The sequence below is a fragment of the Streptomyces sp. NPDC060031 genome (assembly GCF_042736805.1).
Classification (GTDB): domain Bacteria; phylum Actinomycetota; class Actinomycetes; order Streptomycetales; family Streptomycetaceae; genus Streptomyces.
This window is the reverse complement of the sequence record NZ_JBHWVM010000010.1, coordinates 12,426-34,779: the sequence shown is the minus strand read 5'-3', so window position 1 is coordinate 34,779 and position 22,354 is coordinate 12,426. Positions and strand designations below refer to the sequence as shown.

At 73.5% G+C, this 22,354-nt stretch carries 17 protein-coding genes; 11 read left to right on the top strand and 6 right to left on the bottom strand.

The genetic code is table 11. The features are described 5' to 3' along the window. The first annotated feature begins 110 nt into the window (after nt 1–110). The 5 genes from ACFWB8_RS06395 (at nt 111) to truB (ending at nt 5,530) form a co-directional block, all read left to right on the top strand. On the top strand, nt 111–398 hold the full coding sequence (locus tag ACFWB8_RS06395; protein ID WP_385223266.1) for a YlxR family protein: 288 nt from the start codon (nt 111–113) through the stop codon (nt 396–398). 148 nt (nt 399–546) lie between these two features. Continuing rightward, nucleotides 547–3,687 carry a translation initiation factor IF-2 gene (gene infB / locus ACFWB8_RS06390; protein WP_385223264.1) on the top strand — a complete coding sequence of 1,047 codons (3,141 nt, stop codon included), beginning with the start codon at nt 547–549 and terminating at the stop codon, nt 3,685–3,687. Between the two features lie 161 nt (nt 3,688–3,848). Beyond that, on the top strand, nt 3,849–4,142 hold the full coding sequence (locus ACFWB8_RS06385; RefSeq protein WP_385223262.1) for a DUF503 domain-containing protein: 294 nt from the start codon (nt 3,849–3,851) through the stop codon (nt 4,140–4,142). A 27-nt stretch (nt 4,143–4,169) separates the two neighbouring features. Beyond that, a complete protein-coding gene (rbfA, locus tag ACFWB8_RS06380; RefSeq protein WP_356879343.1) occupies nt 4,170–4,625 on the top strand; it encodes a 30S ribosome-binding factor RbfA in 456 nt (151 codons plus the stop codon). Beyond that, the gene (gene truB / locus ACFWB8_RS06375; RefSeq protein WP_385223260.1) at nt 4,622–5,530 is read left to right on the top strand and encodes a tRNA pseudouridine(55) synthase TruB; all 909 of its coding nucleotides are present in this window, start codon (nt 4,622–4,624) and stop codon (nt 5,528–5,530) included. The genes rbfA and truB overlap by 4 nt, the downstream gene beginning before the upstream one ends. 1,010 nt (nt 5,531–6,540) lie before the next feature. Here the strand turns inward: truB and ACFWB8_RS06370 are convergent. Then, complete coding sequence (locus tag ACFWB8_RS06370; RefSeq protein ID WP_385223258.1) at nt 6,541–7,227, bottom strand: hypothetical protein; 687 nt, start codon at nt 7,225–7,227, stop codon at nt 6,541–6,543. 22 nt (nt 7,228–7,249) lie between these two features. Here ACFWB8_RS06370 and ACFWB8_RS06365 point away from each other — a divergent pair, with 22 nt between their 5' ends. Then, nucleotides 7,250–8,086 carry a hypothetical protein gene (locus ACFWB8_RS06365; RefSeq protein WP_385223256.1) on the top strand — a complete coding sequence of 279 codons (837 nt, stop codon included), beginning with the start codon at nt 7,250–7,252 and terminating at the stop codon, nt 8,084–8,086. Between the two features lie 56 nt (nt 8,087–8,142). Continuing rightward, nucleotides 8,143–9,099 (top strand): bifunctional riboflavin kinase/FAD synthetase, encoded by a 957-nt coding sequence (locus ACFWB8_RS06360; RefSeq protein WP_385223254.1) that lies wholly within the window; start codon nt 8,143–8,145, stop codon nt 9,097–9,099. Between the two features lie 98 nt (nt 9,100–9,197). On the opposite strand, the gene ACFWB8_RS06355 is transcribed toward ACFWB8_RS06360, so the two are convergent. The 3 genes from ACFWB8_RS06355 to eccE form a co-directional block, all read right to left on the bottom strand. Continuing rightward, nucleotides 9,198–11,618 (bottom strand): SCO5717 family growth-regulating ATPase, encoded by a 2,421-nt coding sequence (locus ACFWB8_RS06355; protein WP_385223252.1) that lies wholly within the window; start codon nt 11,616–11,618, stop codon nt 9,198–9,200. A 251-nt stretch (nt 11,619–11,869) separates the two neighbouring features. After that, nucleotides 11,870–12,592, bottom strand: a complete 723-nt coding sequence (locus ACFWB8_RS06350) for a hypothetical protein (RefSeq protein ID WP_385223250.1) — start codon at nt 12,590–12,592, stop codon at nt 11,870–11,872. After that, complete coding sequence (eccE, locus tag ACFWB8_RS06345; protein WP_385223420.1) at nt 12,589–13,860, bottom strand: type VII secretion protein EccE; 1,272 nt, start codon at nt 13,858–13,860, stop codon at nt 12,589–12,591. The genes ACFWB8_RS06350 and eccE overlap by 4 nt, the downstream gene beginning before the upstream one ends. A gap of 266 nt (nt 13,861–14,126) precedes the next feature. Here eccE and eccB point away from each other — a divergent pair, with 266 nt between their 5' ends. The 4 genes from eccB to ACFWB8_RS06325 all read left to right on the top strand — a co-directional run bounded on the left by eccB (nt 14,127) and on the right by ACFWB8_RS06325 (nt 17,748). Beyond that, nucleotides 14,127–15,695 carry a type VII secretion protein EccB gene (eccB, locus tag ACFWB8_RS06340; RefSeq protein WP_385223248.1) on the top strand — a complete coding sequence of 523 codons (1,569 nt, stop codon included), beginning with the start codon at nt 14,127–14,129 and terminating at the stop codon, nt 15,693–15,695. 11 nt (nt 15,696–15,706) lie between these two features. Beyond that, nucleotides 15,707–16,942: a type VII secretion-associated serine protease mycosin gene (mycP, locus tag ACFWB8_RS06335; protein ID WP_385223246.1), complete on the top strand. Its 1,236-nt coding sequence runs from the start codon at nt 15,707–15,709 to the stop codon at nt 16,940–16,942. A 122-nt stretch (nt 16,943–17,064) separates the two neighbouring features. After that, complete coding sequence (locus tag ACFWB8_RS06330; protein WP_385223244.1) at nt 17,065–17,403, top strand: hypothetical protein; 339 nt, start codon at nt 17,065–17,067, stop codon at nt 17,401–17,403. Between the two features lie 36 nt (nt 17,404–17,439). After that, nucleotides 17,440–17,748 (top strand): WXG100 family type VII secretion target, encoded by a 309-nt coding sequence (locus tag ACFWB8_RS06325; protein WP_385223242.1) that lies wholly within the window; start codon nt 17,440–17,442, stop codon nt 17,746–17,748. Nucleotides 17,749–17,841: 93 nt separating this feature from the next. Here ACFWB8_RS06325 and ACFWB8_RS06320 read toward each other — a convergent pair whose 3' ends face one another. Together ACFWB8_RS06320 and eccCa are read right to left on the bottom strand one after the other, a co-directional pair. Next, nucleotides 17,842–18,087, bottom strand: coding sequence for a DUF397 domain-containing protein (locus ACFWB8_RS06320; RefSeq protein ID WP_385223240.1), 246 nt, complete (start codon nt 18,085–18,087; stop codon nt 17,842–17,844). A 123-nt stretch (nt 18,088–18,210) separates the two neighbouring features. After that, entirely contained in the window at nt 18,211–22,167 is a 3,957-nt protein-coding gene (gene eccCa, locus ACFWB8_RS06315) for a type VII secretion protein EccCa (protein ID WP_385223238.1), read from the bottom strand. Nucleotides 22,168–22,354: the final 187 nt, after the last annotated feature.

Below are 22,354 nucleotides of genomic sequence, written 5' to 3'. Positions count from 1 at the left end.
CGCCCGCCGCCGAGGTTTGGGCGGCAGGCCGCGACGTAAGGATCACGACAACATCCGTTCGATTTTTCACCTGAAGGGGTGAGGTCGCTACGGGGAGGTAGACTTAAGGCGTGTCTGGCCGGACGCAAGCCCGCGCATGCCCCGAACGCACCTGTGTGGGGTGTCGGGAGCGAGCGGCCAAGAACGATCTGCTGCGCATCGTGGCGATCAGTGACGAATGCGTCGCCGATCCTCGCGGTACGCTGCCCGGCCGGGGTGCCTACGTGCACCCTGCCGTGGTCTGCCTCGACCAGGCGGTCCGCCGCCGAGCATTTCCCCGGGCCCTACGGTCCACCGGAGCGCTCGACACGACGGAACTGCGCAAAGTCCTGGCCGTTCAGGCCGAGGCGACACCGTAAGACGTAGAACGGCACGGATACCCCGTGCGGTCAGGTACCTCGCGAGTTGGAAGTAGGTCGAGATTGCGATGAGCACTCGATGAGTACGCGATGAGTACGCCCATGAAGTAGCAACGGTCCGGCGTAACCCGGACCTAAAAGGAGCGAAGTGGCTAAGGTCCGGGTATATGAACTCGCCAAGGAGTTCGGAGTTGAGAGCAAGGTCGTCATGGCCAAGCTCCAAGAACTCGGTGAGTTCGTCCGTTCGGCGTCCTCGACGATCGAGGCGCCGGTTGTGCGCAAGTTGACCGACGCACTGCAGGGGCCCGGCGGCAACGCCGGCAAGTCCGCTGCGAAGCCGGGCGCGCCCCGCAAGGCAGCGCCCGCCAAGCCCGGGGCCCCGACCCCGGGTGCCGTTGCACGTCCCGCTGCGCCGAAGCCCGGCGCACCGGCCCCCAAGCCGGTCGTCGCAGAGGCTCCGGCCGCCGCGGCGCCCGCAGCCCCGGTGACCCCGGCCGCCTCCGGCCCGCGTCCCGGTCCGAAGGCCCCGGCCGCCCCGAAGCCCGCTCCGGCGGCTCCCGTGGCGACCGAGTTCTCCGCGCCTCCGGCGGCTCCGGCCGCCCCGGCGCGCACCGAGCGGCCCGCCGCCGCGGCTCCCGGCCCCCGTCCGGCGCAGCAGCGTCCGGCGCAGGGTCAGGGTGGCCAGGCCGGCGCCCGTCCCGGCGCCCCGCGCCCGGCCGGTACCGCTTCCGGTGCCCAGACGCAGCGGCCCGCCGGTGCACCCGGCTCCTCGGCCCCGCGTCCGCAGGGTGCCCGTCCGGCCGGTCCCCGTCCGGGCAACAACCCGTTCACCTCTGGTGGCTCCACCGGCATGGCGCGCCCCCAGGCGCCCCGTCCGGCCGGCGCTCCCCGTCCCGGTGCCCCCGGCGCCGGCGGCGGCCAGGGTGCTCCCCGTCCGCAGGGCGGTCCCGGCGGCGCTCCGCGCCCGCAGGGCCAGGGCGCTGGTCGTCCGACCCCGGGCGGCATGCCCCGTCCGCAGGGTGGTGCCCCGCGTCCCGGCGGCGCTCCCGGTGGTAACCGTCCCAACCCGGGCATGATGCCGCAGCGTCCCGCTGCCGGTGGTCCCGGTCCCCGTCCCGGTGGCGGCCCCGGTGGCCGTGGTCCCGGTGCGGGTGGCGCGCGTCCCGGTGGCGGCGCTGGCCGTCCCGCGGGCGGCGGCTTCGCCGGCCGTCCGGCCGGTCCGGGCTCGCGTCCCGGCGGCGGTGGCGGCTTCGGTGGCCCCCGTCCCGGTGGCGGTGGCTTCGGTGGCGGTCCGGCCGGTGCCGGTGGCGGCGGTCGTCCCGGCTTCGGCGGGCGTCCCGGTGGTCCCGGTGCCCGTGGTGGCACGCAGGGTGCCTTCGGCCGTCCCGGCGGTCCGGCCCGTCGTGGTCGCAAGTCGAAGCGTCAGAGGCGCCAGGAGTACGAGGCCATGCAGGCCCCGTCCGTCGGCGGCGTGATGCTGCCTCGCGGCCAGGGCGAGACCGTTCGCCTGTCGCGCGGTGCGTCCCTCACCGACTTCGCGGAGAAGATCAACGCCAACCCGGCGTCGCTCGTCGCCGTGATGATGAACCTCGGCGAGATGGTCACTGCCACGCAGTCCGTCTCCGACGAGACGCTCGAGATGCTGGCCGGCGAGATGAACTACGTCGTTCAGATCGTCAGCCCGGAGGAAGAGGACCGCGAGCTCCTCGAGGGCTTCGACATCGAGTTCGGCGAGGACGAGGGTGGCGAGGAGTTCCTCGTCGCGCGTCCGCCGGTCGTGACCGTCATGGGTCACGTCGACCACGGTAAGACCCGACTGCTCGACGCCATCCGCAAGACGAACGTCGTTGCGGGCGAGGCCGGCGGCATCACGCAGCACATCGGTGCCTACCAGGTCGGTACCGAGGTCAACGGTGAAGAGCGCAAGATCACCTTCATCGACACCCCGGGTCACGAGGCGTTCACCGCCATGCGTGCCCGTGGTGCGAAGTCGACCGACATCGCGATCCTCGTGGTCGCGGCCAACGACGGCGTCATGCCGCAGACGATCGAGGCGCTCAACCACGCCAAGGCCGCCGGCGTCCCGATCGTCGTCGCGGTCAACAAGATCGACGTCGAAGGTGCCGACCCGGTCAAGGTGCGCGGTCAGCTCACCGAGTTCGGTCTGGTCGCCGAGGAGTACGGCGGCGACACGATGTTCGTCGACATCTCCGCCAAGCAGGGTCTGCACATCGACTCCCTGCTCGAGGCCGTCGTCCTCACCGCCGACGCCTCGCTCGACCTGCGCGCCAACCCGGAGCAGGACGCTCAGGGTATTGCGATCGAGTCCCACCTCGACCGCGGCCGCGGTGCCGTTGCCACCGTCCTCGTCCAGCGCGGTACCCTCCGCGTCGGCGACACCATGGTCGTGGGCGACGCCTACGGCCGAGTGCGCGCCATGCTCGACGACAAGGGCAACAACGTCGAGGAAGCGGGTCCGTCGACCCCCGTCCTGGTCCTGGGTCTCACCAACGTCCCCGGCGCCGGCGACAACTTCCTCGTCGTCGACGAGGACCGTACGGCCCGTCAGATCGCCGAGAAGCGTGCTGCACGTGAGCGCAACGCCAACTTCGCCAAGCGCGTCCGTCGCGTGTCCCTCGAGGACCTCGACTCCGTGCTCAAGGCCGGTCTGGTCCAGGAACTCAACCTCATCATCAAGGGCGACGCGTCCGGTGCGGTCGAGGCTCTCGAGTCCTCGCTGCTCCAGCTCGACGTCGGTGAAGAGGTCGACATCCGGGTCCTGCACCGCGGTGTGGGTGCGGTCACCGAGTCCGACATCTCGCTGGCGATGGGCTCCGACGCCATCGTCATCGGTTACAACGTCCGTGCGGCCGGCCGTGCCGCGCAGATGGCGGACCGCGAGGGTGTCGACGTCCGCTACTACTCGGTGATCTACCAGGCCATCGAGGAGATCGAGGCGGCCCTGAAGGGTCTCCTCAAGCCGGAGTACGAAGAGGTCGAGCTCGGTACGGCGGAGGTCCGCGAGATCTTCCGCTCGTCCAAGCTGGGCAACATCGCGGGTGTTCTCATCCGCTCCGGCGAGGTCAAGCGCAACACCAAGGCGCGCCTGCTGCGCGATGGCAAGGTCATCGCGGAGAACCTCAACATCTCCGGTCTGCGCCGCTTCAAGGACGACGTCACCGAGATCCGCGAAGGCTTCGAGGGCGGTATCAACCTCGGCAGCTACAACGACATCAAGATCGACGACGTCATCGCGACGTACGAGATGCGCGAGAAGCCCCGCGCGTAAGCGCGAGGCGGTTCGCACCGTGTCGTAACTCGTAGTACCGGGGCCGGTCGGCGGAATATCCGTCGATCGGCCCCGGCCGTTGCGTGTACGGTTCTGGTGACCCTGCCAAGCGATGGCGTGGCAGGCCACCGAACCCGCACCGGCGGGATATCCGGAACTGCATGTACGTGGGGACTCTGTCCTTCGATCTGCTCCTCGGCGACGTTCACTCGCTGAAGGAGAAACGCTCCGTCGTCCGGCCCATCGTGGCCGAGCTCCAGCGCAAGTTCTCCGTGAGCGCGGCTGAAGTGGGCGACCAGGACCTGCACCGCAGGGCCCGTCTAGGGGTCGCTCTGGTGAGTGGGGACGCGGGGTTCCTCTCGGATGTACTGGACCGCTGCGAGCGGCTGGTCGCGGCACGTCCGGAAGTGGAGCTGCTGTCGGTACGACGGCGGATCCACGGTGATGAAGACTGACTGCAAGACAAAGAAGGAGACGGACCAGTGGCCGACAATGCGCGGGCGAAGAAGCTGGCGGACCTCATCCGGGAGGTGGTGGCCGAGAAGCTGCAGCGTGGTGTCAAGGACCCCCGCCTCGGTACGCACGTGACCATCACGGACACCCGGGTCACCGGCGACCTGCGGGAGGCCACGGTCTTCTACACGGTTTACGGTGACGACGAGGACCGGGCCAGCGCGGCAGCGGGCCTGGAGAGCGCCAAGGGCGTACTGCGTTCCGCGGTCGGCCGGGCGGCGGGAACCAAGTTCACGCCCACCCTGACCTTCGTGGCGGACGCCCTCCCGGAGAACGCGAAGACCATCGAGGACCTCCTCGACAAGGCGCGCGCCTCCGACGCCCAGGTGCGCGAGGTGTCCTCCGGCGCGAAGTACGCCGGCGAAGCCGACCCGTACAAGAAGCCGGGCGACGAGGACGACGACGAGGACGCAGCCGCGGAATGAGCGACAACGCAGGGAAGACTCCGGACGGACTTGTCATCGTCGACAAGCCGTCCGGTTTCACTTCGCACGACGTGGTCGCCAAGATGCGCGGGATCGCCAAGACCCGCCGCGTCGGCCACGCCGGCACGCTCGACCCGATGGCGACGGGTGTCCTGGTGCTGGGTGTCGAGAAGGCCACCAAGCTGCTCGGCCACCTCGCGCTCACGGAGAAGGAGTACCTCGGCACGATCCGGCTGGGCCAGGACACCCTGACGGACGACGCCGAGGGCGAGATCATCTCCTCCACGGACGCCTCCGGGGTCACCCGGGAGGCCGTGGACGAGGGCATCGCCAAGCTGTCCGGCGCGATCATGCAGGTCCCGTCCAAGGTCAGCGCCATCAAGATCAAGGGCGTGCGCTCGTACAAGCGCGCCCGCGACGGCGAGGAGTTCGAGATCCCGGCCCGGCCGGTGACCGTCTCCTCGTTCCAGGTGTACGACATGCGGGAGGCGGAGGCCGAGGACGGCACCAAGGTCGTCGACCTCATCGTCTCCGTCGTCTGCTCCAGCGGTACGTACATCCGCGCCCTCGCCCGTGACCTGGGCGCAGGCCTCGGCGTGGGCGGGCATCTGACGGCGCTGCGGCGCACGCGCGTGGGCCCGTACAAGATCGACCGGGCGCGGACGCTCGACCAGCTCCAGGAGGAGCTGACCGTCATGCCGATCGGCGAGGCGGCAGCGGCGGCCTTTCCGCGCTGGGACCTGGACGCCCGCCGGGCGTCGCTGCTGGGCAACGGCGTGCGGCTGGAGATGCCGGACGCCTACCCCGTCGGCCAGACCGTGGCGGTCTACGGGCCCCAGGGGGAACTGCTCGGCCTCGTGGAGAGCAAGGGCGGCAAGGCGAAGTCCCTCGCGGTCTTCGTCTGATCCAAGGTCTGTCGCCGGACGTCTGCTGCCCGGCATGTCCGCCTGACGTCTGATTGACGTGGAGCGGTGAGCGCACATCGACTGCTGCTCACCGCTCCACGACCCCCCTCGGGTAGGTCTCTATCCACCCGGACGCCCGTATTCACCCGTCAGAGCAGGCGCTCGGAGTGAATGGAGGGAGCGTAAGGGGGCGCTTTCACCTCGCGTGCTTTTCCCGCTGATCTTCACGTGCCTACCGTCGTGAGCACGGGCGGGGCGGGGGCGTGGCGAAAGTGGTGCGGGGATGGCGGACGCGGACGGGGCGACCCGGGTCGACGGGCTGGACGGGCTGGACGGGCTGGCCGGGCTGGCCGGGCTGGCCGGGGTCTCCGCGGAGCTGGTCAGGATCTGCGATCTCGCCGGTCGGCCGCGCGGCAGCGGCTTCGTCGCCGACGACTGCGGGACGGTGGTCACCAGCCACGAGACCGTGGACGGGCTGACCCGGGTGGTGCTGCACGGCCCGGGGGAGCGGACCTGGCTCGCGGAGGCCTCGGACGTGACGGCGCTGCCCGAGTACGGGCTGGCACTGGTACGGACCGACGGGCTCGGGGTCCGGCCGCTGCCGGTGGCGGTACGGGGGACCGTCGCGCCCGGGACGTACGTACGGCTGCCCGCGCGGGGATGGCGCCAGGCGCGGGTGCCCGGTCCCGCGGAGGTCACCTACACGGCGACGGACCGCTTCCACCTGCTGCCGGCGGCGCTGGAGCTGGCCATCGGGACCGACGGGCAGGACGCGCTCCGCCTCGGCGGGGAGGCCTGCGGGGGACCGGTGCTGGACGCCGGGACCGGAGCGGTGCTCGCGGTGCTGGGCACCGCTCTGCAGGCGGAGCACCGCTCCGGCGGCTTCGCCGTGCCGCTGGCGGCCGCCTCCGCCGCCGATCCGGACGGGCCCCTCTCCGCGCTGCTCGGGCGCAACGCCGCCACCGTGCCGGGCTACGGCCGGGACCTGAACCTCGCCGGCGCACTCGAACTCACCGGAACCACCCTCGGCGCCGCCTTCGCGTCCCGCCGCCCCGAGCCGGTGGACCGGCCGGCCGTCGCCGCCGAACTGGACGCCTTCGCGGCTGCTGCACGAGACCCTGCTGCGCGCCCCCACCGCCCGGCCGTTCCTGCCCGTCCTGCACGCCCTGGCCGAGCACATCGCCCACGCCCGCCGTCAGGAGGAGTTCGGCGGCTGGTTCTGGAACCGGCTGCGCCTGCCCGAGTCCGACCGCCTCGACCTGCTCCGCCGGATGCTCCCCAGCGACCACCGCTACCTCGCCGCCGCGGGTCGCCGCCTCGTCCGCGACCCCCGGCTCGTACAGCCCCTGCTCTGCGCCTGGTTCACCGACGAGCGGCGGCTGCTCGGCCGCCCCGGAGCCACCGTCGCCACCGCCGCCCAGGCGCTCCCGCACACCCACCGCCGCTTCGCCGTGGACGACCTCACCGAGGCCCTCGTCACCGCCGCGCACCCCCGCGCCGACGAGCTGCTCACGGTGCTCGCGCAGGACGAGCCCTCCGCGCTGTGCCGGGCCGCCGACCGCTGGGCCCACGACGAGCGCCCCGGGCGGCGCGTCGCTGCCGCCGCCTACGGGCTCGCCACCGCCCCGCACGCCCGCCGACCGCGAGCTGCTGCGCCACGCCGCCCGGACGCTGCTCTCCCGCCCCGGCGATGCCACCCTGCACGGCAGCGCCCTCGGGATGCTGCTGCGCGACGCGCAGGTGCGCGCCCGCTACCTGCCCGACGCCCTCGCCTGCTTCCGCGACCCCGACCGCGGATCGCGGCTGCCCGCCTCGGCGCTGGTCGCCGCGCTGCCCGTACTGCCCGACCCGGACGCGGTGTTCGCCGCCCTGCGGGCCCGGGCCGACGGGGAGGTGGTGCGTGCGCTGGCCGCGCTGACCACGCCGGGGCTGGCGCGCCGCGCGGGCGACCTCGTACGGGAGCACCTCGCGCGCAGCCCGCAGGACGCACCGCACGCCGCCGCGTTCGTGGACCGGAGGCTCGAACAGGGCCTGGCCGCCGCCCCCGTGCTCCGTCCGCTGGTGCTGGACCTGCTGCGCTGCGGCCCGGTGGCGGTCCGGGCGGAGCGGGCGGAGGTGCTGGCCGCGCCCGGCGGGGAGCCCTCGTGCACGCTGCGGGGCGAGCTGGCCGACGTACTGCTGCGCGAGGAGACCGACCCGGCGGTGCTCGACGCGTTCCTCGGCGGGGTCGCCGCGGGGGCCGCCGGGCGCGCCGAGGCCCGTACGCGGGAGCTGCTGCGGCGCACCGGGCGGCAGCTGCTGCGGGTGCCGGGCGGGCCCGCGGTGTTCGAGCGGCGGACCGTGGAGCTGGCCCGGGCGCGGCCGGCCTTCGGCGTGCTGGTCGCCCAGTGGCTGGCGGAGGCGGCCGCCGAGGCGGCGGCGCTGCCGGGGCCGGGCGCGCGCCGCACCGTGGAGACCCTCGGCCGCGGAGGCCCGGGCCGCGGTGCGGTGCGGACACGGGACAAGTCCCGGCCAGACGCCGATGATGGGCACCGGCCACCGGCATGGCAGTCTTAGACCTGCAATCGGCAATCAGTACAGGGACTACACGGTTCGGGCGAGGAGCGGTCACAGTGCAGCGCTGGCGTGGCTTGGAGGACATCCCCCAGGACTGGGGACGCAGCGTCGTCACCATCGGCTCCTACGACGGTGTGCACCGGGGCCACCAGCTGATCATCGGGCGGGCCGTGGCCAAGGCCCGCGAGCTCGGCGTACCGTCGGTCGTCGTCACCTTCAGCCCGCACCCCAGCGAGGTCGTCCGCCCCGGCAGCCACCCGCCGATCCTCGCCCCGTACGACCGGCGCGCCGAACTGATGGCCGGACTCGGTGTGGACGCGCTGCTGGTCCTGCCGTTCACGGCGGAGTTCTCGCAGCTGTCCCCGGCCGACTTCATCGTGAAGGTGCTCGTCGACAAGCTGCACGCGCGCGCCGTCATCGAGGGCCCCAACTTCCGCTTCGGCCACCGGGCCGCCGGAAACGTCGACTTCCTGCGCGAGCTCGGCACCACCTACGACTACGAGGTCGACGTCGTGGACCTGGTGGAGCGCGGCGAGGCGGGCGGCGGAGTGCCGTTCTCCTCGACGCTGGCGCGCCGGCTCGTCGCCGAGGGCGACATGGAGGGCGCGGCCGAGATCCTGGGGCGGCCGCACCGGGTCGAGGGCGTCGTGGTGCGCGGTGCGCAGCGCGGGCGCGAGCTCGGCTACCCGACGGCGAACGTCGAGACGCAGCCGCACACCGCGATCCCGGCGGACGGGGTGTACGCGGGGTGGCTCACGGCGGACGGCGAGCGGATGCCCGCGGCGATCTCGGTGGGTACGAACGTGCAGTTCGACGCCACCGAGCGGACCGTGGAGGCGTACGCGATCGACCGGGTCGGGCTGGACCTGTACGGGATGCACGTGGCCGTCGACTTCCTCGCGTACGTGCGGGGGATGGCGAAGTTCGAGTCCCTGGACGGGCTGCTGGAGGCCATCGCGGACGACGTGAAGCGGGCGCGGGTGCTGACGGAGGCGTACGACGGCCTGCGCTGACGCGCCGCGCTACGCCATGCTGTGTCGCGCTGTGCGCGGAGAACGACGAAGGGCCCGTACCGATCACGCGATCACGGTACGGGCCCTTCGCGTTGCCGTCAGCCGAGGCGCGGGTCGCGCGGGGGCTGGCCGGGCTGCTGCGGGGGCTGCTGCTGCGGCCAGGGGGCGCCGGGCTGGGGGTAGGGCTGGCCGTACGGCTGCGGGGGCTGCTGGTACGGGGGCTGGCCGCCCTGCGGTTGCTGCGGCGGCTGCGGGTGCGGCTGCGGGTGCCCGTGCTGTGGCTGCTGCTGCTGCTGCGGCTGGCCGGGCTGCGGGTGCTGGGGCTGCTGCGGCTGGCCCCAGTGGCCCTGGGGGGCCTGCTGCGCGCGGATGAAGTCCTCGGCGACCATCGCGGAGAGGTTGAAGTACGCCTCGCGCGTCTTGGGGCGCATCATGTCGAGGTCGACCTCGGCGCCGGCCGCGAGGTGCTCGTCGAAGGGCACCACGACGACGCCGCGGCAGCGGGTCTCGAAGTGCTGCACGATGTCCTCGACCTTGATCATCTTGGCGGTCTCGCGGACCCCGGAGATGACGGTGAGGGAGCGCGAGACGAGGTCGGCGTACCCGTGTGCGGAGAGCCAGTCGAGCGTGGTGCTGGCGCTGCTCGCGCCGTCCACGGACGGGGTCGAGATGATGATCAGCTGATCGGCCAGGTCCAGGACCCCGCGCATGGCGGAGTAGAGCAGGCCGGTGCCCGAGTCGGTGAGGATGATCGGGTACTGGCGGCCGAGCGTCTCTATGACGCGGCGGTAGTCCTCGTCGTTGAAGGTCGTCGAGACGGCCGGGTCCACGTCGTTGGCGATGATCTCCAGGCCCGACGGGGCCTGGGAGGTGAACCGCCGGATGTCCATGTACGAGTTGAGGTACGGGATCGCCTGGACCAGGTCGCGGATCGTCGCCCCGGTCTCGCGGCGCACGCGGCGGCCGAGGGTGCCGGCGTCGGGGTTCGCGTCGATGGCCAGGATCTTGTCCTGGCGCTCGGTGGCGAGGGTGGCGCCGAGGGCGGTGGTGGTCGTGGTCTTGCCGACGCCGCCCTTGAGGCTGATCACGGCGATGCGGTAGCAGGACATCACCGGGGTGCGGATCAGCTCCAGCTTGCGCTGGCGCTCCGCTTCGGCCGCCTTGCCGCCGAAGCGGAAGATGCCGCCGGCGGCCGGGTTGCCGCCGCTCTTGGCCTTCTGCTTGCCGCGGATCAGGCGGTCCGAGGACAGCTCGACGGCGGCGGTGTACCCGAGCGGCGCCCCGCCGGTGGGCTGGCCGGGCGCGTAGCGGGGGTCGGGGCCGGGGCCCTGCGGGTACGGGTGCTGGGGGTGGGCCTGCGGCTGCGGCTGCGGGTACGGCGGCTGCGGTTGTGCCCCGGCGGGCCACTGGGCGCCGGTGCGGGGATCGACGTACGGGGCCTGCGGCTGGGGCTGCGGCGGGAACCCGTAGCCGTTGGGGGCGTCGGCGGGCTGGGGCTGGGGCTGGGGCTGGGGCTGGGGCGGCGGGAACCCGTACCCGTTCTGGGGATCGGCCGGCTGGGGTTGCGCGGGCGGGAACCCGTATCCGTCAGCGGGCTGCACGGGCTGCACGGGCTGCACGGGCTGCACCACGGGCTGTACGGGCGCCGGGGGTGCGGGCGGGAACCCGTACCCGTCCTGCGGTGCGCCCGAGGCCGGGAACGTGGGCGGCAGCGCGGGCAGTTCGGCGGGCCCGGCCGCCGGGGCGGATCCCTCGAACGGGGTCTGCGCCCGCTCCGCGGGAGGTACGGGGGTCCCCTCCGCGGGAGTGGGGGTACGCACGGGAGCGGCACCGGCGTCGCCCGAGGGCGCGCTCGCCTCGGGCGCGGCATGGACCGGCGCGGGCGCGGGAGCCGGCGGCACCGGGTTGACCGGGGCCGGGGCGATCGGCGCGGGCGCCGCTTCGGCCGGGGGCTGGCTCTGGTAGATCGGTGCCTGGAACGGCGCGGGTGTGGCCTCGGGCTCGGGTGTGCTCGGTGCCGGTGCCTGGAACGGCGCGGGTACGGGAGCGGCGTCGGCCGGGGCTTCGCTCCGGTAGATCGGAGCCTGGAACGGCGCGGGCGCGGGCGCGGGCATGGCCTCCGGTTCCGGTGTGCTCGGTGCCGGTGCCGGTGCCTGGAAGGGGAAGGGTACGGGCGCGGCGTCGGCCGGGGCCTCGTTCCGGTAGATCGGAGCCTGGAAGGGAGCCGGACCGGCGGCGGGCGCGTCCTCGGGCTCGGCCGGGCGGCGCGGTGCCGGCGGTGCCGGCCGCGTCGTCGAGGGCGAGTCCGGTTCGGTCGGCCGGTGGGGCTCGAAACCGCTGCCCTCGGGCAGGCCGGGAACCGGCGCGGTCGGCGCCGCCGGGGCGGAGCCCTGCGTGTACCAGGCCGGTGGGGTGTAGTCGATGGTGAACTCGCCCGTCAGTTCGGGCTCCGCGTCGGACTGATCGTCCGTCGGGACGTCCCACGTCCCGCCGCGCCTCTCGTTCCGATCGCCGCTCACTGGTCCTCCTGGTCTGTCGAACACTGGTCCGGCGCCCACCACGACGCCGCGCCGACGCTCAGCCTAATCGCGCGCCGTCACCGGTGTCCGCCCCCATCGGCCCGCCCCCGTCGGTCGGACCGCCACGGCCCCGCCTCGCGAGGTGGGGGCCGGTTACATCCTGCCCACAACAAGACCCTCCGGGCCAACCGGCCCCCACCCCACCCGGGCCGCGTCCGGCGGCCGCAGGGGCGCCGGTCAAGGGGTGCCGGTCAGTCGATCCGTCTCGGCGGGCCCAGCAGGGCCGTCTCCGTGTCCGTCGGCTGCGTCAGCACGAACCGCCGGTCCCGCGTGGTGCACCACAGCGTCACCCCGTCGCCCAGCGTGGGCAGGGAGCCCACCGCCCCCTGCGGCAGCCGCATCAGGCGGCCGATCTGTTCCGCCTCGTCGGGGGAGACCCGCTGGACACCGGCCAGTGCCGCCCCGCGCAGCAGCCGCGGCGCCGTCGGGCTGAGGTACGGCAGCAGGGTCAGCACCGACTGCCAGGGTCCCGCCACCACGCGCCCGCGCGGCGGTCGCATCCCACAGTCGCGGACCACCAGTACCGGACTGCCCGCCGACGCGCCCTGCGGCGGCACCCGGCCCACGTCGTGCAGGGTCACGCACGGCTGCCCGCCGCCCGCCGCCTGGGCCAGCGCGGACCACACCGGGCCGCGCCCGGTCTCCACCGCCACGCGCGCACCCGTGGCCGCCGCCCGCAGCGCCAGTACCTGAGCCGTCCACAGACCACCGATCAGCGTGATCTCGTACGGCGTGGGCCGGTTGACGCCGAGCACCGACGGCCGCCCCTCGGCGTCCACGCCGATGACGACGCCGTCGTCCCCGACGGGCAGGGCCAGCGCCTCCAGATCGGACGCCGACAGCACGTGCCGCTCGCGCCGCGGGCCGACCAGCCCGAAGCCGCCCCGCGCACGGCCCCGCGCACCGCCCCTCATCGCGCGCCTCCCAGCGGCAGCGAGGCCAGCAGCCCCGGCACCTGTTCGCGGTCGAGCCGGACCAGCCCGCTCCGCACGCCACGCGCCGCCCGCTCCAGCGCGCGCCGCGCCGCGAGCAGTTCCTCGTCGCTGCGCCCGGTGATCCGGACGTACCCGGTCAGCGTCACCCCCTGCCGCTCGGCCGGGGACATCGTCAGGCTGAAGTTCGTCGCCAGCGCCGGCAGCGAGGTCAGCAGCGCCACGAACTGCGGCAGGACCGCCCCGGCCCCGCCCAGCTGCGGCCAGCGGCCCATCCAGTACGTCGTGTGCCGCCGGTCGTCGCAGCGCCAGACCCGCGCGGTCTCCTCCGTGCGCCGCCCCGGACCGCGCGTGCCCGCCGGCCGTCCGGCCTGGGTGATCGCCATCGGGTTCGCGCACGAGGACGTGGCCAGCGCGCCCGTCAGCTCCTGCTCGGTCAGCACGGCCGCCCGGAACCCGGCCCCCGTCAGCCGGCTCGCCAGCTGGTCGGCCGCCCGTACCAGGCACCGCTGCGCCCCCGCCAGGCCGCCACCGCGCGCGATGACCGCCTCGGGGCACAGCTCGGGGTCCAGCTTGAGCGCGATCCACGTCAGCCGCACCGCCGGCGAGCCCGTCAGGGCCTGCAGCGGGGCGTAGTTGCGCGTCGCCGTCGACCGGGCGGGCAGGTGCGGGGCCGGCGCCGGCTGGGTGTGCTGCACCAGCTGCGCGGACTCCAGCCGGATGCCGTCCACCTCCAGGACGTCCCGTACGACGGCCAGCGGCAGCGGCCGCTCCGTCCGCTCGGGCCGCAGTGCGGTGGCGTCCGTGTCCACCTGCACGACCGCGGTCAGGAAGGTCCCGTCGCCGACCATCCCGACGGGCCGCCGGTCGCGCCCGCCGAAGGTGAGGGTCCGCAGCGCCGGATCGGCTTCGACCAGCGGGGCCAGCCCCGGCTCGGTACCCGCGGGCAGGGTGAAGGCGGCGGCCCGCCGACGGCGCGCGCGCAGCGCCAGCGCGCTGCCGATCCACTCGGGCAGGGAGCGCTGGTGGCGGCGTACGACCGCGAGCACCACCAGCAGGAGGGCGAGCCCGCCCGTGGGCACCAGCAGCAGCGGTTCGACCGCCCAGGACACCAGCAGCGCGGCAGCGGCGAGCTGGAGCAGTACGAACTGTTGCAATCGGAACGGCCCGAACCGCCCCGGACTCGACTCCGGCCGCGGCGTCACCCCGGCGCGCGGGGGCGACGCCGTGCCGGTCTGCTGCTGCGCCATGCTCACGCCCACTCGCGCACCTCCCCTTCGAGGGCCGGAACCCGTGGACACCGGTCCCGCGCGACGGTCGGCCGCACGGCTCCGGAACCTCCCCGATCCGCTCCAACACCCTTGCATTCACCGGCCGATACGATCCGCGGCGGCAACCGCAGGTTACGCGCCGCCACCAGACGGACCGTCAGAAGGCATAGTAGGTCCCCGGTCCGACAATCGAGGCCCGGGAACCGTGGTCACCGACCGGGCCGTGAGGGGAGAAGCAGGCGGTCATGGCGTCACGACGTGATGAGCTCAACGCGTACACCTTTGCGAAGCGGCGCACGGTGGCCGCGTTCCTCCAGCCCTCCGCGTCGGGGACCGAGGAGGGTGCCCCGCGTCCGCTGCGCGCGGTCGTCCCCGGCCTGGTGAGCGCCGCTCTGGTGCTCGGCGCCTTCGGAGCCTGGGGCATGTTCAGGCCCGTGGCGCCCAAGAACTGGGACGCCCCCGGTGCCCAGGTGATCGTCGGCAAGCAGTCGACGAGCCGGTACGTCGTCCTGACGACCACCGTCGACGGCAAGGAACAGGACCGCCTGCACCCGGTGATGAACCTCGCCTCGGCCCGACTCCTGCTGGATCCGGCCAAGAACGGCGTGATCCAGGTCGACGACGAGCTGCTCGACGAGGGGAGGCTGCCACGCGGCCCCATCATCGGCATCCCCTACGCCCCCGACCGCCTCCCGGCCCCCGAGGACGCCGGCAAGGCCAAGCGCTGGGCGGTCTGCCAGCGGCCCGGGGGCAACGGCCGGGGCGTACAGACCGCCGCCTTCGTCCTCGCCGGCCGGCAGGAGAAGGTGCTGGACGACCCGCGCAGGCTCGGCGACACCGAGGCGCTGTACGTACAGAACTCCGACGGGGCCAAGGAGCGGTACCTCGTCGACTCGACGGGTACGAAGTACCGGTTCCCCGAGGGCGCCCCGGACGCGGGCACCATGACCAACGCCATGGTCGGCACCGGCGCGACCCCGCAGCAGGTCACCGAGGCCTGGCTGGCCACCCTCGACCCCGGCGACGACCTCGCCTTCCCGCAGCTGCCCGCCGGCACGGCCGGGACCGGCGCGGGCGTCCAGGGCCTGGCAGGCGACGACGGCCGGGTGGGCATGGTGCTCAAGGCGATGACCGGCTCCGGCGCGCAGCACTACGTCGTACTGCCCGGGAAGGTGGTCCCGGTCTCCGACTTCGTGGCCTGGCTGCTGATCTCCTCGCCCGCGACCGACGGCCTCGACATGCACGGCAAGCCCCGCGAGGTGGACCTCCAGTCCCTGAGCCCGGACCCCGTCCCCTTCAAGAGCGACGCCAAGTGGCCGCAGAAGAAGGTCGGACGGGTCAACCAGACCGCCTCGGCGCCCGCCGCGGGCGCCGCCGGTACCACCGCGGGCGACCGCGACACCGTCTGCAACGTCCTGCGTTCGGTGGACGGCCGGGGCAAGCCGACGCTGAGCACCTGGGCCGGCGCCGCGTTCCCCGTCGACATCACCGCCAGCGGCGCGAGCGCGTACGTCACACCGGGCTCGGGACTGCTGTACACCCAGGTCCAGGGCCGCCAGGCCACAGCAGGCGGCTCCCTCTTCCTGGTCACCGACACCGGACTGCGGTACGCCCTGCAGGCCAACGGCGACAGCGACGCCCCGAAGGCGCAGCCGCAGCCGACGGGGGACGGCCGCCCCCGGCCCAGCCAGGCGCAGACCCGGCTCGGCTACGGAGGCGTCGTACCGGCCCTGGTGCCCATCGCCTGGTCGCAGTTGCTCTCCAAGGGGCCCCGGCTGGACACCAACTCCGCGCGCCAGCCGCAGGGTTCGTGAGGAGGCCGCCCGTGCCGAAGCCCGCCCGCGCGGCCGCGCGGCCCGTCGGTGCCGCTGCCGTCGCTGCCGTCGTCCTCGTGCTGAGCGCCTTCTGTGGCGCGGCGGCCGCCGCGCCACAGGTCCCGTACGGCGCCGGGGAGTGCACCTTCCCGATGAAGAAGCAGATCGCGGACCGCCCCTGGGCCCTGCAGCGGCTCCTGCTGGACGAGCTCTGGGCGAAGACCAAGGGCGCGGACGCCCAGGGCAACGCCATCCGCGTCGCGGTCATCGACACCGGCGTCGACCGGGCGAACCCGCAGCTCGCGGGCGCCGTCGACGCGGGCGCCGGCCGGGACTTCCTCGACCCGCGGGGCGACGGTACGCACGACACGGTCGGGCACGGCACCCGGGTCGCCGGACTGATCGCGGCGCGACCGCAGCCGGGCACCGGCTTCGTGGGCCTGGCCCCGGAGGCGACGGTCATCCCCATCCGGCAGAACGACGGGCAGGGCAACGGCGACACCGGGACCCTGAGCCGGGCCATCGACCACGCGCTGGCCAAGGGCGCCCAGGTCATCAACATCTCCCAGGACACCGACGCGCCGCTGACCCCGGACTCCGCCCTCGGCAAGGCGGTCGAGCGGGCCATCGCGGCGAACGCGGTGGTGATCGCCTCGGCGGGCAACGACGGCCTCGGCGGCGAGAAGCGCGACACCTATCCGGCGGCCTTCCCCGGCGTCCTCGCCGTGGCCGCCTCGGACCGCGACAACGAACGGGCGGCCTTCTCCCAGCCCGGCGGGTTCATCGGGGTCGCGGCGCCCGGCGTCGACATCGTCTCCACCGTCCCCGGCTACGGCCAGTGCGTCGACAACGGCACCAGCTTCTCCGCGCCCTACGTCGCCGCGGTCGCCGCCCTGGTGCGCGCCGAGCATCCGGACTGGACCCCGCAGCAGGTGGTCTGGCAGATCGAGAACACCGCGGAGCGGGCCGTCAACGGCCGTGACGATTACGTCGGATGGGGTGTCGTCGACCCGGTGCGCGCCGTCACCCAGGACCGTGAGCCCCCCAAGTCACCCGTTCGGGACCCGGGCCCGCCCCCGGCGGCCGCCCCGCACGTGGCCGCGCTGAACACGGCCGAGACGGCGCAGGAGCGGGAGGTGCGGCTGGGAGCGTACGCCCTGGGGATCGGAGCCCTGCTCATCGCGGTCGTCGTCGGCACGGCGACCGTGATCAGGGACGCCCGGGCCCGTGGTCGCCGTTTGCAGTGAACGGTCGTGGCCGTCAACGCGGGCCACCCGGCGGTATCGGGCGCGGACCTCCAACTGGCTACAGTGTCAACCGACTTCACGACTGTGACCGGCCCGGTGTAGTGAGAGGTGAGGGGCTTTCGATGAGCAATGATTTCGGACTCGCGGACGATCCGGTCGTCAAGGCGACCAACAGGATCGCCGATACGGCCAACGGCGTCACCAAGCAGGCCCGCGAGCTGGCGGACATCCTCGCCACCGTGAGCGCCGGCTGGACGGGCGTCGGCGCCTCGGGTTTCGTCTCGGCCCAGGCCCTCGTCAACGAGGACCACGACCAGATCCGCAGGCTGCTCGGGGTCCTGCACCACGCGGTCTCCGAGACCAAGAACCTGAGCAACGCCCAGGACGACGACGTGCGCGCGGCGTTCAACTCCGTCAAGAACGCCGCCGGCGGCAACGGCTCCGCGCTCAACGGCATCTGACCTCCCCGTCGATCCAGCGTCCCGAAGGAGAAGATCATGTCCGGTGCTGACGGCCACACCAAGGTCCAGTACGAGAGCGTCCAGGTCATGGCCGACCGGATCCGGGCGATCTCGCAGAAGATCGTCCAGGACCTGCTCGACATGGACCGCGCCCTGAAGGTCGTCACCGACACCTGGGACGGCGAGGCGCACGCCCAGTACGTGCAGCTCCAGGCCAAGTACAAAGGCAAGGCCGAGCACATGCGCGACCAGTTAGCACGCGTCGCGGACCTCGTCGAGCGCGGCAAGGCCGACTACAGGGCCACCGACGTGAAGGCCTCGCGCCTGTTCACCGAGGCCTACTGAGCCGAAACCCGTCTCCGGCCCCGCGCACGCGACAGCGAAGGGGCGCACCCGATACGGGCGCGCCCCCTCACCGTGCACTGCTGCCGACGGGGCTCAGCGCGGGCCCCGGTCGAGGTCGAACTCGCCGTCCCTGGCCCCGAGTACGAACGCCTCCCACTCGGCCGCGGTGTAACGCAGCACGGTGTCCCGGTCCAGCGAGGACCGCATCGCCACCGCGCCCTCGGGCAGCCGGGCGATCTCGACCCGCTCCTCCTGCGGGCTGGTCCCGGGCGGGCCCTCCCACTCGACGCCGCTGATGTCGAGCGCGTACAGCTCGTCCTTCTCCTGCTGGGTGCCCATGTGCGGCCTCTCCCTCGGTGCGTGGTGCCACTGCTGCGTTCGCTGCCGATTATCGGTGCAGACCAGGGGGCCGGGGGAGGCTTTCCCCCGGATCGGGGTGGTCTCCGCCCTCCCCTCATCGCCTCACGCCTCCGGCAGCCGGCCGAGCTGGACCAGCGACGTGCCCCGCCTGCGCGTGGTGAAGTACGCCCGGCCCGGGGGCATCGGCCGGGGGCGGACACGGCCGACCAGGTCCCCCTCGGACGGGTCGCCGGACAGCACCACTCCCTGAGCGCCGAGCTCCTTGACCCGTTGCATGAACGGCTCGTACAGCGAACGCGAGGCCCCCGCCGAGTTGCGCGCGATGACGAAACGCACCCCCGTGTCCCGGGCGAACGGCAGGAACTCCACCAGCCGGGCCAGCGGATTGCCCTGGCTCGTGGCCACCAGGTCGTAGTCGTCGATGACGATGAAGACGTCCGGCCCCGTCCACCAGCTGCGGTCGCGCAACTGCCGCGGGGTGACGTCCGTGGGGGGCTGGCGCCGCGAGAACACCCCGACCAGGGCCTCCATGTGCGTCTGCAGGGAGCTCACCGTGGGCGCGTACTCCAGCAGGTGCTCCTCCGGCAGCGCCCCCAGGAGGCTCCGCCGGTAGTCGCCGACCACCAGCCGGGCCCGGTCGGGCGGGTAGCGCTCGGCGATCTGCCGGGCGATGAGCCTCAGCAGGTTCGTCTTGCCGGACTCGCTCTCGCCGAAGACGAGGAGGAAGGGGTCGGTCTCGAAGTCGACGAACACCGGCTCCAGGTCCGTCTCGCCGATGCCGATCGCCACCCCGCGGCCGGGCTGCTCCCCGCCCTTGGGCAGCTGGTCGGCGGTGAGCAGCCGCGGCAACAGCCGTACCCCGGGAGCCGCCAAGCCCGCCCAGTTCTCCCTGACCGCCGCCACGAAGGCCGCCGTGGCCCGCGACAGGTCGTCCGCGTCGTGCGAGCCGTCGATGCGCGGCAGCGCGCCCAGGAAGTGCAGCTTCTCCGGCACCTGGCCGCGGCCCGGCATCCCCGGGGGCACGTTCGCCGCGACCCTCCGGTCGAACTCGGAGTCCATGACGTCGCCGAGCCGCAGCTCCAGCCGGCCGAGCATCTGGTCCTTCAGCGCGGCCCGGACCTCCATGTAGCGGGCGGCGGTGACCACCACGTGGATGCCGTATCCCAGACCCCGGGACGCGATGTCCGTGACCACCGGCTCCAGGCCCTCGTACTCGCCCCGGAAACCGCCCCACCCGTCGATGAGCAGGAAGACGTCCCCCCATGCCTCACCCGGCAGCTCGCCCGCCGCGCGCCGCCGCCGGTAGGCGCCGATGGAGTCGATGTCCTCGGAGCGGAAGAACTCCTCGCGGCGGTTCAGGATCCCGCCGACCTCCGCGACGGTGCGCCGCACCCGCTCCGGGTCCAGCCGCGAGGCGATCCCGCCCACGTGCGGCAGCCCGGCGAGCGAGGACAGGCTGCCGCCGCCGAAGTCCAGTGCGTAGAACTGCACCTCGCGCGGGGTGTGGGTGAGCGCGAAGGAGGAGATCAGCGTCCGCATCAGCGTCGACTTGCCCGACTGCGGACCGCCGACCACCAGCATGTGGCCCGCCGCCCCCGAGAAGTCCCGGTACAGCACCTCGCGCCGCTGCTCGAACGGCTTGTCGATCAGGCCGAGCGGTACGACGAGCCCCCCGGGCCGCGTGTACCCCTGCGCGTGCAGCCCCCGCTCGGGGCTCGGCGCCGACGCCGGCAGCAGCTGGTCCAGCGGCGGCGCCTGGTCCAGCGGCGGCAGCCACACCTGGTGCGCCGGCACCCCCTGCCCCTCCAGCCGGCCCACGATCACGTCCAGCACCGTGTCCGCCAACGCGTCGCCCTGCGCGGCCCGCGCCGCCAGGTACGCCGGATCCGGGGCCGCGTACACCACCGGCACCGGCACCGGCGCCGCCGTGAACAGCGCGGGCCGCCGCTCCACCGGGAACAGCCCGACCGACAGGTCCGGGCCGCCCGAGCGGTAGGCGCCCGAGACGTACGCCGCCTTGAAGCGGGTCATCTCGTCCGTACCGAACTTCAGATAGCCCGAACCGGGCACCGAGGGCAGGTGGTAGGCGTCCGGCACTCCGATCGCGGCCCGCGACTCCGCCGCCGAGAAGGTCCGCAGGCCGATCCGGTACGAGAGGTACGTGTCCAGCCCGCGCAGTTTGCCCTCCTCCAGCCGCTGCGAGGCCAGCAGCAGGTGCACGCCCAGCGACCGGCCGATGCGGCCGATCTGGATGAACATGTCGATGAAGTCAGGCTTCGCGGCGAGCAGTTCGGAGAACTCGTCGATGACCAGCACCAGCGAGGCCAGCGGCTCCAGCGGCGCGCCGGCCCCGCGGGCCTTCTCGTAGTCGTGGATGTTCGCGTAGCTGCCCGCCGAGCGCAGCAGCTCCTGCCGGCGCTGCAGCTCGCCGCGGATGGAGTCGCCCATGCGGTCCACCAGCGTCAGATCGTCCGCCAGATTGGTGATGACCGCCGCGACGTGCGGCATCTGCCCCATCCCGGTGAAGGTGGCACCGCCCTTGAAGTCCGCCAGGACGAAGTTCAGCGTCTCCGAGGTGTGCGTCACCGCCAGCCCCAGCACCAGCGTGCGCAGCAGCTCCGACTTGCCCGAACCGGTCGCGCCCACGCACAGGCCGTGCGGCCCCATGCCCTCCTGCGCCGCCTCCTTCAGGTCCAGCATGACCGGGGAGCCGTCCTCGCCCACCCCGATCGGCACCCGCAGCCGCTCGCCGGCCGACCGCGGCCGCCAGGTCCGGGCCACGTCGACCTGGGCCGCGTCGCCCAGGTTCAGCAGGTCCGTGAAGTCCAGATCGGCCAGCAGCGGCTCGTCATCGTCCCCGCCACCCGTGCGCAGCGGCGCCAACTGCCGCGCCAGGGCCTCCGCCGCGGGCAGCGACAGCGTGTCCGGGACACCCTCGTACGCGACGCCCCCGCCCGACTCCAGCCGCAGCCGGCCCGGCCGCACCACGACCGACAGCCCGCCCCGCGGTTCGTCCAGCGCGCCCGCCACCACCTCGACGACGGTCACGCCCTGCAATCCCTCGGCCGCCGCGAAAACCGAGTCCGGCGGCACCGTCCCGCCATCGAGCACGACCACCAGGTGCGGCTGGTCCAGTACCGGGGACACCTCCCGGCTGAACCGCGGCCGCCCCTCCAGACGGGGCGCCAGCAGCGCCTCCAGCCCGGTCAGGTCGTCGCCGAACAGCCGCTTGGTGCCCGCCCCGTCGACCTGCCCCGGCACCTGCGTGTGCGGCAGCCACTTCGTCCAGTCCCACGAGGGCACCGCACCCGGCGCCGCCACCACCGCGACCACCAGGTCCTCGGGGGAGTGCAGCGCCGCCAGCTGCGCCACCAGCGCCCGCGCCGCCCCGCGCACCGACTCCGGCTCCCCGGACACCGTCACGTGGTAGAACGCCCGGATCGACACCGCCACCGGCAGCCCGTCCAGCGAGGAGTGCACCCGCAGGAACCGCTGCATCGCGCCCGCCGCCAGCGGCTCCAGCTCGTCCACCGGCGCCGTCTGCGGAGCCACCAGCGGGGTCGCCAGACGCTGTGCGCCCAGCCCCAGCCGGGCCTGCCCGAAGTCCGCGTCCCCGACCCGCCGCTCCCACAACCGCGACCCCTCCGCCACCACCGACCACAACTGGTCAGGAGCCGGGTGCAGGTACAGCTGGGCGTCGCGCTGCGCCCGCGCGGTGCGGCGTACCTGACGGCGCGTCTGCGCGAGGTACTTCAGATAGTCCCGGCGCGCATCGGTCATTTGCCCCTGCGTACCGCGCCGGTGGCGGACGAGCTGCGCGGCGGCCATGGCCGCCGTCGACACGAGCATCAGCACACCCATGACGCGCATGAACGGATGATTGCCCGGCAAGAAGAAGAAGACGACCGAGGAGCCCATGCCCAGCATCGGCAGGAGCTGCATCAACATGCCCTCCTGCTGCCCCCGCGGAAGCTCCGGCGGAGCCTGAAGCCTCAGCTCGTCCGAAGGGACTTCCGGCGGCAGCGACCGGGGCGGGCGTTTGACGACGATCTGGCTCACCGAAGCAGCAACCCCTCGACAGCGGACGGGACTTCGCAGCGGGCGGCCCCAAGTCGCGGGCGCCCAGGGGGTCTCCATCGCACGTCGGCGATCCTACTTGCCGACAGTCATGGATACTCCCGGTAGTCTGGCGCGCACGCCATGCGCATCCGCGAATCCACCGCGGACGGACGACCACGCACACCGT